This window comes from Sessilibacter corallicola (assembly GCF_021290925.1).
GTDB classification, from domain to species: Bacteria; Pseudomonadota; Gammaproteobacteria; order Pseudomonadales; family Cellvibrionaceae; genus Sessilibacter; species Sessilibacter corallicola.
In genome coordinates this window covers 1524185-1538328 of record NZ_JAJSLX010000001.1, presented here as the reverse complement: position 1 = coordinate 1538328, position 14144 = coordinate 1524185, and the positions used below count along the sequence as shown (strand labels likewise).

Below are 14144 nucleotides of genomic sequence, written 5' to 3'. Positions count from 1 at the left end.
GCTACGCTGCTCCTGCTGCGCTGGGTATATTCAGTATGTTGTGGGTCTCTCGAATAATGGCGTCTACGGCAAAGTTTAATTCATTTTGATTTAAATCTGCGCTGACGTTCAGTCGGATTCGAGCGGAACCGCGTTTTACCGCAGGAAAAACAACTGGGTTGGCGTAGATTCCCCGTTCGTGAAGATTTTTTGCCAGGGTATAAGCGTTGTGGTCTGATCCGACAATAACCGGTATCACCGCCGTTTCGCTCTGTAAAATATCGATATCTGCGGCTCTGAGACTGTCGCGAACAAATTTTGCGTTTCGATCCAATCGATTAATGATGGCCGGATTTTTCTGAAGAATGTCGATGGCTTTTGTTACGCCTGCGGCCGTTGCCGGTGGAATCGAGGCCGAAAAAATATAAGGTGCTGATCCGGTGCGTAATACAACACCGATTTTTTTATTGCAGGCAATAAAACCGCCGATGCCGGGCAGACCTTTGCTCAAAGAGCCAGTGATAATATCGACTTTCTTTTCGAGCCCGAAGTGAGCAACACTGCCGCGACCATTGGGGCCAATAGCAGCGGTTCCGTGAGCGTCATCAACAATTAAGTAACAACCGTATTGTTCGGCTAATTGCGCTAATTCTGGTAGCGGTGCTAAATCGCCGTCCATACTGAAAATGCCATCAGTAACAATAAATTTGCGAGTATCTTTGGGATATTTCGCAATCAGTTGCTCCAGTGCGGCAACGTCTTTGTGAGGGTAGGTTTCGCAGACAGCCCCCGACAATTTGATGCCTTTTAAAATAGATTCGTGATTGAGTTCATCGGAGAAAATTACATCGGATTCATCACACAAGGTATCAAACACGGCGAGATTCGCTGCAAATCCGCTGCTGTAGGTTACCGCGCTTTCGTAACCCAAAAACTTAGCCAATTTCTTTTCTAACTCAATATGCAGGTTAGAAGTGCCGTTGAGCAATCTTACCCCGCTGGTTGTTGTGCCGTACTGATCCAACGCATCTTTTGCTGCATCGATAATTTCGGTGTTGCCGTTGAGGCCAGAATAGTTGTAAGACCCCAAGTGCAAAACGTCTTTAATTTCGTCGCTGTAACTTGGATTAGACGGGTCTGTGAATTCTACTGTGTTATAGCTGACCTTGGCATTTTTCGCTGGTACGCCGTGGAAAATTCTCGAGACCAGCGCAGAGTAACCTTTTTGCTTGTACTTGATATATCTCGATAATATAAATTTACAGGTGCGAGAGCCGGAGGTTAAATCGTTGATTTTAAAGGAAGTCATAATGGCAGTCTCAAGCTTTAGAATACTTGTATTGTTTATTATGGAGATATAATAAATTGCATGTCATTAAAGTGTAATAATAAAAAGACGCAAGATTTGATAAGTAAGATTGGCACTGTAAAGCTAAGGTTACAAAAATTAATGCCGTGGTAGCAATCGCTAGCCAGCCAGTATGTGTTTTCTTGTTCAAATGAGAAGAGACAAGATCGATTAATCCAATCGCCAATAATAAAAAAAGTACCACGCAGGTAAGATCAAGTTCTTGCACGTTCTCAATAAATGTGACCGCAATATAAATTGCTCCAACCAGCCCTAATAGAAAAAAAGCGACCGACATAAAATCGAGACTATTGGAATAGTCTTGCATTTTTCGTGGATTAAACGGTTGCTCACTGTGCGTTGATTCGTAATCCGGTGAATTAAAAAATGCATGAATGGCTTTTGTCGCCGACATTTTAGGATGCGTTAAATATCGAAACAGTCTTTTAAGCTCAAATACATTAATTAAAGAAGGTGTGTGATTACTAACTTGGTGCGTGGTTCCGTATCGTGTTGGAACCGAAGTTTTCTCTTCGGCAAAGGTGTTGAACAGTTTATCAAAAACAATAAAAAAGCAGCCGTGATTTTTATCAAGATATTCTTTGTTGCACGCGTGATGAACGCGATGATGGGATGGGGTATAAAAAAAATGCTCCAGCCAACCGAGCTTTGGGATGTGTTGAGTGTGAATGAGGTGCTGATACACCAATTGTATTGCGTAAATTCCTAAATAAGCTTCGATACTTACACCCAACATAGCCAGAGGCATAAATAAAACCCAGCTCGTTAGCGATGCAATAATCCCAAGGCGCAATGAAGTGCTGTAATTAAACGATTGCCCCGAGTGGTGGACGGAGTGGCCGAGCCAGAGAAAGGTCACGGTATGGTGCCAGCGGTGATTCCAATAATACAAAAAGTCGTAAGCGATGACGGCGAAAACGATGTGAAAAAGCGACGTCCCTTTAAGCGACTCAATGGAAAAGTTTTTATAGAGCCAAAGATAAAGCGGCACACTCAATAACGTTACGCAAACGCTGGTGAGTGTGCTGGTTAAACCGAGTGCTAGATTTGAAAAAAATTCGTTGCCATTGTAGGTGTTACGTTTTTTCTTTGCGCCGTAAATAAACTCGACAAGCCATGTAACGGAGAAAAATACAACAACGGCAAGGTAAAATTTGAGCATGAATAAGTTTCAACATTCGCTGAGCTGATCAGCTTGCTAGTTTAGCTTAAGGGTTAATAGGTATTTTACAATCAGGTAAAAAGAATTTGCGCAGTTAAACGCAAGAGGCGATCATTTTCTTCGCCTTATATTTTGAACAATCAATTTCTTAAAGCGAATAATTTAGAATTGAAAACCAATATCGTATTCAGGTTAATTTTTTTAACACGGCTTTTCTGTGATCTTTGGCATTTTTTCATAAATAAATTTAAAAGCTTAATCGCGCTAAATTATCTGTTTGTAAATTAATTGATGTGGACCAATTTGGGGCAACTCAAATTCGTCACCTTCTGACAAATAACCCATCGATTGATAAAACCCTAACGCACCGACTCGTGCATTTGCCCAAATAATGCAAGGGGCCTGTGACTGCAATTTGCAGTAGGATTCAATTTCGCTCACCAACGCTTTACCAACACCGTATCGCCGCACTCGGGAGATCGTTGCCATCATTCGCAATTGCCAATGCGCGTCGGTTAAATGATTGTGTTGCACATAAAAAACCGAAGCGATTCCGACCAGTTCGCCCGTACCCTCTACGGCACCAAAGTGCTTGGTGGTAGAATCTCGGTCACCGGGAAAATCCATTTCTTTTACTGATTGCGTCGGACGAAGCAGCTGTTGGCGAAGTTGGTGAGTTTGATTAGCTCGGATTTGAACGATGGTAATCAAATTTTTCTCCTTACTACGCTGGAGTATGACAAACACATGATACGCGCCGATGTTTTACTGGTCGAAGGCGGCTGGGTGAGTACCCGTGCACTCGCCACTCGGCTGATCAAGAGTGAGTGTATTCACTATTTTAACAACGGTCAGTGGCAGTTATTGAAAAAACCATCGTTAAAACTTGAGGCTGCGACACAATTCAAGGTGAATGCTGGTGAAGAATTTCAGTATGTATCACGCGGAGCATTGAAGCTAAAAGCGGCCTTGGATCATTTGGAGCTGAATGTTACAGGAATGAACGCTTTAGATGTAGGTCAGTCCACAGGCGGATTTACTGACATTTTAGTTCAAAATCACGTTAATCAGGTGGTGGGCGTCGATGTTGGCCACGATCAGCTTGCCGTTAAATTGCGAGAAAACCCGCGTGTTGCTTGTTTAGAAGGAGTGAACGCACGCGATCTGCCATCGAAATCTCTGTTGGAATATTCTCCGTCGGGGTTTGATGTGGTGGTCATGGATGTGTCGTTTATTTCTCAATCGTTGATATTGCCGAACCTTCCCGCGCTTATGAAAACCAACGCTTGGTTAATTTCGTTAGTGAAACCGCAATTCGAGGTGGGGCGTGACAACATCGGTAAAGGCGGTTTGGTTCGCGATACATCTCTGTACGCGCAGGTTTTGGAGAGAATTTCAGGAGAAGTTGCAGCGTTGGGGTTGCGGGTGCATGCGACTATCGACAGCCCAATCAAAGGTGGCGACGGCAATCGTGAATTTATTTTAATGGCACAGCGATCTGAATAAAGCGCGGTTGAGCTGAGTTCCGCTCAACTAATCCCCGACTTGAACAAGGGCTCTGTTAAAAAGGCCCCTACACTCGAAGTGGCACGAGACCTTGTTTCAGTTTGTACAAATGCTCATGTAAGCCCTCGCCTTTTTGCTGGGCCACACCAATGGCGAGAATATCGATCACGATAAGATGAGCAATGCGCGACAACAGCGGCGTGTAGATATCCAAATCTTCATCGACATTGACGTCAACGGCTACGGTGGATTCCTGAGAAATAGGTGAACCACTGGGCGATATGCCGATGACGATCCCGCCTTGCTGTTTTACCAAATCCATCGAATCCAGCAGCGATTTGGTTCGGCCACTTTGGGAAATCGCCACCACCACATCACCGGGCTTCATACTCATTGCTGACATGTGCTGAATGTGATGATCGGAATAGGCTGCGGTGGCCAACTGCAAGCGGAAAAACTTGTGGTGCGCGTCGGCGGCAACCGCGCCCGAGGCGCCAAAACCAAAAAACTCCACTCTTGAGGCTTTGCAAATTACCTGAATGGCGGATTCCACTTGAATTGGGTCGAGCTGATCGCGAATTTGGAGCAAGGTTTCGACGGTAGAATCGAAAATCTTTTGTGAGAATGTGGTGACTGTGTCTGCGCGAGTGACGGCGACGTGAACAAAGTTGGGAATCGAGGCCAGCTGCTGCGCTAAATTGAGTTTGAACTCTTGGAAGCCGTTACACCCTACCGCGCGACAAAAACGCACTACCGTCGGCTCACTCACTTTCGCCGCATTCGCCAGATCGACAATACGCATGTGAATGACATCGCGGGTATTTTCCAGCACGTACTCGGCGACCTTGCGTTCTGATTTGCGCATGGTCGGAATACAATCGGTAATGTTCTGTGTCACTTCAGAGGGGTTTAAGGTCAAGACTTCTCTCTGCCAAATATTCTGATTATTGTTTCTGTGCCCAGGTGGCGCCGGAGTTCTTATAAAATATAGCGTCATTTTGTAGTAAAATTACACAAATTTCAGCTAAAAATTCTCGAATGCTTGATTTTGACTCCAGTCGTTACGGCATCTATTGATCTTAAACCTTCGTCTCGAAGAAATCTTGAACCAAATTTACAGAAGTTGAAATCGCGGTTGTGTTTTTGCCGATTCTGCTTAGCTGGCGCAAATCGAGGTTTTTGAGCAGCGAAGTCTCTAATTAGGTTTGGCTCTGCTACAATGCCGCCGCATGAATAGCTCCCAATTACTCGATCATCTCAATCCCCCTCAAGCTCAGGCTGTCAGTGCACCGCCAGGCCACCAATTAATTCTAGCTGGAGCCGGTTCCGGTAAAACCCGCGTTCTGGTTCATCGCATTGCCTGGTTGATTCAGCAGCAAGGTATCTCACCGCATTCGATTATGGCGGTGACCTTCACCAACAAAGCGGCGCGAGAAATGCGCGCTCGCCTGGAACAACTGCTGGGTGTGAATCCCAGAGGGTTGTGGGTTGGAACCTTCCACGGCCTGGCGCATCGCCTGTTACAAACGCACTGGCAAGAGGCGAAGTTGCCGCAGAATTTCCAAATCCTCGACAGCGATGATCAGCTGCGTTTGATAAAGCGCATTCATCAGGCGCTCAATCTCGATGAAAAAAGCTGGCCCGCTCGGCAGTCGGCGTCTTACATCAACGCTCATAAAGACGAGGGTTGTCGCGCTGATCATGTGATTGAAACGTCCGATTTGTACGAGCGCACCATGCTCAGCGTTTATCGCGAGTATGAGCAGGCGTGTCAGACTGCAGGCTTAGTGGATTTTGGTGAGTTATTGCTGCGCTCACACGAGTTGTGGCTCAACAATCCGGTTTTACTGCGTCACTATCAAGAGCGCTTTCCGTTTATCTTGGTGGATGAGTTCCAAGACACCAACACCGTGCAGTATGCGTGGTTAAGAGTGTTGGCCGGTCAGCAATGTTGGGTGACTGCCGTCGGCGACGATGACCAGTCGATTTATGGTTGGCGCGGGGCAAAAATCGAGAACATTCAGCAATTTGACCAGGATTTTCCCGGCACAACCACCATCCGCTTAGAGCAAAACTACCGCTCTACCGCCACCATTCTTCAGGCCGCAAACGGCGTTATCGAGCATAATTTTGGTCGCCTGGGCAAAACCCTTCACACCGAAGGCGAGCAGGGCGAGGCTATTTCACTTTACGCCGGTTTTAATGAGCAAGACGAAGCCCGATTCATTGTCAGTCAAATTGATAAGTGGATTGGCTTAGGCAATCGTCGTGACAGCATCGCCATTTTGTACCGCTCCAACGCGCAATCGCGTGTTTTAGAGGAAGCGCTACTGCGCGAATCGGTGCCCTATCGCATTTATGGCGGCCACCGTTTCTACGATCGACTCGAGATTAAAAACATTCTCGCCTATCTGCGTTTGATGGTTAATCGAGACGATGATGCCGCACTTGAGCGCGTGATCAATACGCCCACCCGTGGCATTGGCGGCAAAACCATTGACGGCATTCGTTTGTTCGCCCGTGAACAGGGTTGCTCGCTGTGGTCTGCGGCGGAAAAAATGATTACCAACAAGGCGTTATCGAATCGCGCAGCCAGTTCGGTGTCGAGCTTTATGAGCTTAGTACAAACGTTGGCCGACCAGGTTGAAAGTCTGCAATTGCACGAGTTGGCGGAAAAAGCGATTGTTTTAACCGGCTTGAAAGAATTTCACGGAAAAGAAAAAGGTGAAAAGGGCCAAGCTCGACAGGAAAACTTGGACGAATTCATCAGTGCCTGCCGCGTGTATCAACCCACCAGTGACGATGAAGACACCAGCATTTTGGTTGATTTCTTAGCGTCCGCCGCGCTCGATGCCGGTGAAGAGCAGGCCGACGAATTCGAAGATGCGGTTCAGTTGATGACTTTGCACTCGGCCAAAGGCTTGGAATTCCCGTTGGTATTCATGGCCGGTGTGGAAGAAAATCTTTTCCCGCACAAAATGTCGGTGGAAGACCCAAACCGTCTCGAAGAAGAGCGTCGCCTGGCTTATGTTGGCATTACCCGAGCAATGACTAAGCTGTATTTAACCTACGCCGAAACTCGCCGAATTCACGGCAAAGAAAGCTTTAATTCCGTTTCCCGTTTTGTGAAGGAAATTCCTTCCGAATGTCTGCAAGAAGTGCGAGTGAAATCGACGGTAACACGGCCGATTGAATACAACCGTCCACCTGCGCGCGCGCGTTTGAGCGATTCGACCGAGGGTTTAGGCTTTAATTTGGGACAGCGTGTATCTCACCCCATTTTCGGTGAGGGCGTGATTCTGCATGTTGAAGGCTCTGGTCCGAACGCTCACATTGAAATTAACTTTGATGACGCCGGAACCAAGCGCTTGGTGCTGCAATACGCTAAGCTTGAAGCCGTTTAAGAGATTCTAAAAACAATAACAAGGATTGAAAGCTGTTATGTCGGAGCCTCATCGAGCGGAGTCTCGCACGATTCTGCCAGCGATTGTTGTCGCGCTGGTAGCGCTGGTTGTGTTGCTGTTTGGTTTATACGTTATGGAAGTGGCGAGCACGGCCTCTTCGGATCGCTTTGCTGAAAGCGCGCCTTCTGATTCTTCCCAAACCGCCGACCAAACTGTCTATCGTTGGAGCATGGTGACTACCTGGCCGAAGAATTTTCCGGGCCTCGGAACCGCTGCCAACGAATTTGCCGAATCCATCAATGAAATGAGTGGCGGTCGGCTAGAAATTAAAGTGTACGGCGCGGGTGAACTGGTGCCAGCACTGGGTGTGTTCGATGCGGTTTCTGGCGGTGTTGCTCAAATGGGGCACGGCGCTTCTTATTATTGGAAAGGAAAAATTCCAGCGTCTGTGTTTTTCACAACCGTTCCATTCGGGATGAACGCCCAGGAAATGAATGCCTGGATCACCGAGGGCGGCGGCTGGCAGTTGTGGCGGGATCTCTACGAACCCTTTGGTTTATTACCCTTCCCGGCTGGTAATACCGGCGTGCAAATGGCGGGTTGGTACAACCGCGAAATCAATTCCATTGATGACATTCAAGGCATGAAAATGCGCATCCCAGGGTTGGGCGGTGAGGTTTGGAATCGCGCCGGTGGCGTCGCAGTAACGATTCCGGGCGGTGAGCTTTATACGTCGCTGCAAACCGGGGTGATCGATTCCACTGAATGGGTGGGGCCGTACAATGATTTGGCGATGGGTTTCTATCAGGTTGCCAAATACTATTATTATCCCGGCTGGCATGAGCCGGGCCCGACCCTTGAGCTAATCATCAATCAGGAAGCCTACGAGTCCCTCCCGGAAGATCTGCAAAAGCTCGTCTATCGTGCCGCGATCGTCGCCAACCAGCTGACTTTGGATCAATACACCAGTCGCAACAATGCCGCGTTGACAGAGTTGGTTGAAACCCACGGTGTGGAACTTCGTGAACTGCCGAAAGAGGTGCTGTTAGCGCTTCGAAAATCCGCCTTTGAGGTCTATGATGAGCTGGCAGCAAGCGATCCTGAGTTCGCCCGAATCTACAAGGCGTATACCAAGTTTCGTCTGGAGGCGCAGAATTATCACCTGATCTCGGAGCAGTCTTGGTACAAGTCACGCGAGTATTTCGGCGAACAACCCTAAAACCCAGTCAATTTGAGATCCACAACCATGCAGCATGAAGAACAAGCCATTCAAAATATTCTGCAAGAATGGGCAATCTGCACCCGAATGGGCGTTGAGGATAAAATTCTAGAGCATCACCGAGTGGATTTGGTGGTTTACGATGTTCTCCCCCCATTGAAGTACGACAGTGCCGACGCTTACCGTAAGAGTTGGGATGACTGGCACCTTGAGAACCAAGGCGCCATGATTTTTGAGTTCGTCGAATTGAGCATCAAGGCCGATACTGACCTAGCCTTCGCCTACGGCATCATTCGTTGTGGCGGTGTGCTTGAAGACGGCAGCGACTTCGAAAACTTCGTGCGAGCAACCTTCGCGCTGGAGAAAAGCGAGCACCGCTGGAAAATCGTTCACCAGCATCTGTCGATGCCACTGGTGGGTCAATCATAACGTTGTTTTAGCTCTCACCTAGTGTTGATTGCTTCAAGCTATGGATTTCCTCGGTCAAATTGTGAGACCTGTAAAATATTTAGCGCAAAATGCCGTCTAAATAGTTACAAGGTAAATCATTCTCAGTTACCCTGAGAGTGACTGCTAAGCTTAATTCTCCCGTCAATTAACTCATTGGTTGATTTTGATATGAGCGATATCGCGACACTGCCAGCGGAAATCCCTGCCCAAAAGCGCAGAAAAAAACGCCCTCAGAGCCTACCTGAGGAAGTGTTCAACGCCATTACTCATGGTGTTGGCGCGCTGGTGAGTATCTCCGCGGTGACGCTATTGATCACCATGGCCAGTATTGAAACTGATCCTTGGACGATTGTAGCGGTGTCTATCTACGGGGCGAGTCTGTTCTTGCTGTACCTCGCCTCCACGCTTTATCACAGCATTCCGTTTCCCAGAGCCAAGCGTGTGCTGCGCTTGTTTGATCACTGTGCAATTTATCTGCTTATTGCCGGAACCTACACGCCATTCTTGTTGGTCAGTTTGGGAGGAACCGCCGGTTGGAGTTTGTTTGCTCTGGTGTGGACGCTCGGTATTATCGGCATCGTTTTGCAACTGACTCGCCAGGGAAAATACCACTGGTTACATGTGATTAATTACATTGTGATGGGTTGGATTGGAATTCTTGTTGCGCCGGTTTTATTAGAGAAACTGGCGCCGATGACACTGAATTTAGTGCTTGCCGGTGGGATTGTGTATACCGTTGGCGTGGTGTTCTATATTTTGGATCGCTTACCGTTTGCTCACTCCGTTTGGCATTTGTTTGTTTTAGGTGGCAGCTGTTGTCATTACATTGCGATTTATAACGACATTATTTTTATCTAGCGCACCACCTTTTCCCAGGAATTAATCAGTCTTTGATGGAGCGGGTTCTGCCGTTTTCATCAATGGCAACATAAACGAATTCACCTTCGGTGACCTTCATAAGCTCATTGCTGCTGACCTGTTTCAACCACACTTCAACGCGGGTTTTGATGGAAGAACGGCCAATCTCCAACAACTCTACGTAGCAGCGAACTTGAGATCCCACCGGAACCGGTCTTAAAAACGCCATTGAGCCCACGGCAACGGTGGTGACTCGGCCATGAGCGTACTCTTGTGCCACGGTAGAACCGGCGATGTCCATTTGCGACAGAAGCCAACCGGCGTAGATATCCCCTTGCGAATTGGTGGAATGCGGCATGGCCACGGTTTGCAGTGCCAGCTCTCCGGTCGGAAGTGGTGTTTCATCAATTTCGTTGTATGAGTGGCTCATTGTTGTCTCGTTATTGTTGATTATTCGGACATTACTATCATCGAGCGTGAATGATCTGTCTTTATCGACCCATGCTCAAGGTTAATCTAAAGTCTAATTCCCTTTTGCAGAGTTTAGTGTGTTTGGTAACCATGTTACCAGCTCTGGATACACGGCTAACACTAAAAGAAGCGCCAATTGGAGCACAATAAATGGCATCACGCCAGAATAGATGTCTGAAGTATGTACAGACTTTGGTGCTACACCCCTCAGGTAAAATAATGCAAACCCAAATGGTGGCGTCAAAAAGGAAGTTTGTAAGTTCACAGCAATCATGATGCCGAGCCACACAGGATCGGCTCCGAGTGTGATCAATACCGGCGCAACCAATGGAATAACTACGAAAGTAATTTCGATAAAGTCCAAAATGAAGCCGAGTAAAAAGATGGCAACCATCACCAACACAGTCGCTCCCAACAATCCGCCCGGCAGTGACTGAAACGCATGATTAATTAATTCTTCGCCGCCAAAGCCTCGGAACACCAGAGAAAACACCGATGCACCAATCAAAATCGTGAAAACCATCGTGGTCACACGCGTGGTCGCCAAGCCAATCGCTTTAAGTTTTTTGAACGATAACTGGTTTTTCGCCAGCGCCATCATAATGGCACCAAAGGCGCCGACTCCGGCGGCTTCGGTTGGGGTTGCGATCCCGAAAATAATCGAGCCGAGTACCACTGTGATCAGCGTGATAGGCGCAATCAGCGCTTTTATCACTTCTGACCAATGAATTTCGTCCGAACCCGCTGCGTGATTGTCGCTTCCAAGCGTCGGTTTTACCGGCGAGCGCCAAACGCTGAACAACACATAGGCGCCGTAGGCGAAAACCAGCAATACCCCGGGAATAACCGCGCCAACAAATAGGTCTCCAACCGACACCGGTGTGGGATTAAATACGCCTTGAGCGATTTGTGCTTGCTGATTCGCCGAAGACAAAATATCGCCCAGCAAGACCAGTGCAATCGACGGAGGAATGATTTGTCCGAGCGTGCCGGTTGCGCAAATTGTTCCGGTCGCTAAGGATTTGCTGTAACCATGATTAAGTAGCGTTGGCAGCGACATCAAGCTCATTGTGACCACAGTTGCGCCGACAATGCCGGTTGATGCTGCCAATAAGGCGCCAACGGCAACAACCGATAAACCCAAGCCACCGGGTAAAAACTGAAAGGCTTTCGCCATGTTTTTCAGGAGATCTTCGGCAATTTGGCTTTTTTCGAGCACGATCCCCATAAACACAAACAGCGGCACCGCAATTAAAGTGGTGTTGGTCATGGTGCCGAAAACTCGATCGGGCAAGGCTTTTAACAGCGCTGGATCGAAGGTGCCGGTGACAATACCAAAACCTGCAAAAATCAGTGAGCACCCGGCTAGAGTGAACGCGACTGAGTAGCCGAACATCAAGGCGAGACAAACACAGATAAATAAAAGAACGGGAATAAATTCGATCAAGGTAAGCAGGATTCCGTTTCGACAAATAAATAGTGCGGTATTGGTGCGACTTTATTAGGGATTACTGATTAGCGTTCGATGGCACTGCGTTCGGGAGCGTAGCCCATTAATTCCAGCGTATTCGCCAGTACTTCGGCTAGGCATTGCAGCAGCAGTAAAGAGGCGGCCACTGGAATCAGCGATTTCAATAAGAAAACCGCCGGTATACCACCGGCTTCTACAGAGACTTCTCGTATTGCCCAGCTGCGTTCGGCGTAATCCCAGCCGTAATAAACGAGTGCTGCGCACATCGGCAATAAAAACACTAAACCGCCAATAGCATTCACCCAATTGCGCGATGTTTTGCTGAAATTGCGATAAAAAATATCGACGCGTACGTGGGAGTCGGATTTAAGCCCGTAGGACATCGCCAACATAAACAGCCAGGCATGGAGATAGGTTACCGACTCTTGTGCGGCGACCGAACCCATCGAAAAACCGTACCTTAAAATCACAACGGCCACGGTAATAATCACCATAAACGCGATGGCTATGGCGCTGACTCGACCGGTGATTGAGGCGAATTTATCGAGTAGCTGAATCAAAGACGTTGCTAGTTTGGGGGTGTTCGAGAGCTGTTCAGCCATAGTTTGCTGCTTTTCACAAAGATTCTAGAGGGCCGATTGAATGGGTTTGCTCAATACTGAAATTTGGCCGCAATTGTTGCCGAAAGTATATAGGAACCGACAATTAACCCCAAAGACAAGTGACTCTTACTGGTGTGTTCTCGTGTCATGAGTGCTAGGTGCGAGCGATTTAGGGTTTTGGGTTGAAAAAGTACACAATAGTGTCGTAAAAAGTTGCTATTTTTCCCTTGGCACAGGTTTTACGTGCTGCTCTGTAATTAGTGATTCAATAAATGGGGCGCTAGTTCTCCGTTTTATGGGTTTTTAGCTTAATCCCAGTAGCGCTTAACGCAGATTTTTAGACATATTTTGCTTTATTGCAGGGCTGTAACATTACTTTAATATTTCTGAAATATATTTGCCGCAAATTGCGCGAAGTTTTAATACCTTTGTTTTATCTATCGATCAAAAACTGGGTATCAATAAGAAATAAATTTAGGAGCACCTCGGTGAGAAAATCTATTTTGGCGGCTATTCTTGCCGCTTCCTGCGCAGGCATAGTGAACACAGCCAATGCTGCGCGTGATTATATTGAAATTGTTGGTTCGTCTACGGTTTACCCATTCTCAACCGTGGTAGCGGAGCGTTTTGGTCGATCTACTAACTTTAAAACGCCAAAAATCGAAGCGACAGGTTCTGGCGGCGGCATTAAGTTGTTCTGCCAAGGTGTGGGCGTCGGTTTTCCGGATATCACCAACGCTTCTCGCCGTATGAAAGAAAGCGAATTTAAACAATGTATGGGTAACGGCGTTACCGATATTGTTGAAGTTCTCATCGGTTACGACGGTATCGTCTTGGGTAACTCCATCAAAGGCGGCGCGCTTAATGTGTCACGCAAGCACCTGTTCTTAGCGCTGGCTAAGCAGATACCGGTTGAAGGTTCTCCGGGTGAGCTTAAAGATAACCCTTACCAAAAGTGGAGCGATATCGACGCTTCATTACCTAATACTAAAATTGAAGTATTGGGACCACCGCCGACCTCAGGTACACGCGATGCATTCGTAGAGTTGGTGATGGAGTCCGGTTGTAAGTCTTTTGATTGGTTGGCGAAACTGAAAAAAGAAAATAAAAACCAATTTAAGGCGTTGTGTCATACCATTCGTGAAGATGGCGTATTTATCGAGGCCGGTGAGAACGATAACTTAATCGTTCAAAAACTCGACGCCAATCCAAACGCTTACGGTATTTTTGGTTTTAGCTTCCTAGACCAAAATGCTGATAAAATTCAGGGCTCATTGGTGGATGGCTCAGAGCCAACCTTTGATGCAATTGCTGATGGCGACTACCCAGTTTCTCGCCCGCTGTACTTTTACGTTAAGAAAGAACACATCAAGTTCATTCCTGGCATTAAAGAATATCTCGCTGAATTCACCAGCAACAAAGCTTGGGGTGAAGAAGGTTATTTGGCTGAAAAAGGTATGATCCCTCTGCCAGATGATCAGCGAAAAGCCGTTGGTAGCGATGTTAAGCAATTGAACAATCTCGTTTTATAAGCTGCTACCCCTTACGCAGTTAGGTGCAATAATTTGAATTGCCGCCAAAGCCCAGTGATTTCACGCACTGGGCTTTGTTTTGTTTTAAAAGCTTGAACTCCAGTTAAATGACACCTTTCAG

13 protein-coding genes are annotated in these 14144 nt (G+C 47.2%); 6 read left to right on the top strand and 7 right to left on the bottom strand.

Translation table 11 applies throughout. The features are described 5' to 3' along the window. Window position 1: 1 nt before the first annotated feature. From LU361_RS06465 to LU361_RS06455, 3 genes are all read right to left on the bottom strand, one after another. The gene (locus LU361_RS06465; RefSeq protein WP_233088000.1) at window positions 2–1288 is read right to left on the bottom strand and encodes an aminotransferase class I/II-fold pyridoxal phosphate-dependent enzyme; all 1287 of its coding nucleotides are present in this window, start codon (window positions 1286–1288) and stop codon (window positions 2–4) included. Window positions 1289–1298: 10 nt separating this feature from the next. Further along, window positions 1299–2510 (bottom strand): sterol desaturase family protein, encoded by a 1212-nt coding sequence (locus LU361_RS06460; protein WP_233087999.1) that lies wholly within the window; start codon window positions 2508–2510, stop codon window positions 1299–1301. 264 nt (window positions 2511–2774) lie between these two features. Next, window positions 2775–3221, bottom strand: a complete 447-nt coding sequence (locus LU361_RS06455) for a GNAT family N-acetyltransferase (RefSeq protein ID WP_233087998.1) — start codon at window positions 3219–3221, stop codon at window positions 2775–2777. A 36-nt stretch (window positions 3222–3257) separates the two neighbouring features. On the opposite strand from LU361_RS06455, the gene LU361_RS06450 reads away from it, so the two are divergent. Further along, window positions 3258–4016: a TlyA family RNA methyltransferase gene (locus tag LU361_RS06450; protein WP_233087997.1), complete on the top strand. Its 759-nt coding sequence runs from the start codon at window positions 3258–3260 to the stop codon at window positions 4014–4016. 67 nt (window positions 4017–4083) lie between these two features. Here LU361_RS06450 and LU361_RS06445 read toward each other — a convergent pair whose 3' ends face one another. Then, complete coding sequence (locus LU361_RS06445) at window positions 4084–4935, bottom strand: SIS domain-containing protein (RefSeq protein WP_233087996.1); 852 nt, start codon at window positions 4933–4935, stop codon at window positions 4084–4086. Window positions 4936–5245: 310 nt separating this feature from the next. Between LU361_RS06445 and uvrD the strand changes: the two genes are divergently transcribed. From uvrD to trhA, 4 genes are all read left to right on the top strand, one after another. Next, the gene (uvrD, locus tag LU361_RS06440; RefSeq protein ID WP_233087995.1) at window positions 5246–7420 is read left to right on the top strand and encodes a DNA helicase II; all 2175 of its coding nucleotides are present in this window, start codon (window positions 5246–5248) and stop codon (window positions 7418–7420) included. Between the two features lie 37 nt (window positions 7421–7457). Beyond that, window positions 7458–8639 carry a TRAP transporter substrate-binding protein gene (locus LU361_RS06435; protein ID WP_233087994.1) on the top strand — a complete coding sequence of 394 codons (1182 nt, stop codon included), beginning with the start codon at window positions 7458–7460 and terminating at the stop codon, window positions 8637–8639. A 27-nt stretch (window positions 8640–8666) separates the two neighbouring features. Then, window positions 8667–9068 carry a YybH family protein gene (locus LU361_RS06430; RefSeq protein ID WP_233087993.1) on the top strand — a complete coding sequence of 134 codons (402 nt, stop codon included), beginning with the start codon at window positions 8667–8669 and terminating at the stop codon, window positions 9066–9068. A 189-nt stretch (window positions 9069–9257) separates the two neighbouring features. After that, a complete protein-coding gene (gene trhA, locus LU361_RS06425) occupies window positions 9258–9947 on the top strand; it encodes a PAQR family membrane homeostasis protein TrhA (protein ID WP_233087992.1) in 690 nt (229 codons plus the stop codon). A 25-nt stretch (window positions 9948–9972) separates the two neighbouring features. Here trhA and LU361_RS06420 read toward each other — a convergent pair whose 3' ends face one another. The 3 genes from LU361_RS06420 to LU361_RS06410 form a co-directional block, all read right to left on the bottom strand. Beyond that, a complete protein-coding gene (locus LU361_RS06420) occupies window positions 9973–10377 on the bottom strand; it encodes an acyl-CoA thioesterase (RefSeq protein WP_233087991.1) in 405 nt (134 codons plus the stop codon). 93 nt (window positions 10378–10470) lie between these two features. After that, the gene (locus LU361_RS06415) at window positions 10471–11865 is read right to left on the bottom strand and encodes a TRAP transporter large permease (protein ID WP_233087990.1); all 1395 of its coding nucleotides are present in this window, start codon (window positions 11863–11865) and stop codon (window positions 10471–10473) included. 68 nt (window positions 11866–11933) lie between these two features. Continuing rightward, window positions 11934–12491: a TRAP transporter small permease subunit gene (locus LU361_RS06410; RefSeq protein WP_233087989.1), complete on the bottom strand. Its 558-nt coding sequence runs from the start codon at window positions 12489–12491 to the stop codon at window positions 11934–11936. Between the two features lie 488 nt (window positions 12492–12979). On the opposite strand from LU361_RS06410, the gene LU361_RS06405 reads away from it, so the two are divergent. Beyond that, window positions 12980–14023: a PstS family phosphate ABC transporter substrate-binding protein gene (locus LU361_RS06405; RefSeq protein WP_233087988.1), complete on the top strand. Its 1044-nt coding sequence runs from the start codon at window positions 12980–12982 to the stop codon at window positions 14021–14023. The last annotated feature ends 121 nt before the right edge of the window (window positions 14024–14144 follow it).

Coding starts and splice junctions, on each gene's coding strand:
- LU361_RS06460 (WP_233087999.1), bottom strand. CDS start 2,510: ATGCTCAAATTTTACCTTGCCGTTGTTGTATTTTTCTCCGTTACATGG.
- trhA (WP_233087992.1), top strand. CDS start 9,258: ATGAGCGATATCGCGACACTGCCAGCGGAAATCCCTGCCCAAAAGCGC.
- LU361_RS06420 (WP_233087991.1), bottom strand. CDS start 10,377: ATGAGCCACTCATACAACGAAATTGATGAAACACCACTTCCGACCGGA.
- uvrD (WP_233087995.1), top strand. CDS start 5,246: ATGAATAGCTCCCAATTACTCGATCATCTCAATCCCCCTCAAGCTCAG.
- LU361_RS06430 (WP_233087993.1), top strand. CDS start 8,667: ATGCAGCATGAAGAACAAGCCATTCAAAATATTCTGCAAGAATGGGCA.
- LU361_RS06410 (WP_233087989.1), bottom strand. CDS start 12,491: ATGGCTGAACAGCTCTCGAACACCCCCAAACTAGCAACGTCTTTGATT.
- LU361_RS06465 (WP_233088000.1), bottom strand. CDS start 1,288: ATGACTTCCTTTAAAATCAACGATTTAACCTCCGGCTCTCGCACCTGT.
- LU361_RS06450 (WP_233087997.1), top strand. CDS start 3,258: ATGATACGCGCCGATGTTTTACTGGTCGAAGGCGGCTGGGTGAGTACC.
- LU361_RS06435 (WP_233087994.1), top strand. CDS start 7,458: ATGTCGGAGCCTCATCGAGCGGAGTCTCGCACGATTCTGCCAGCGATT.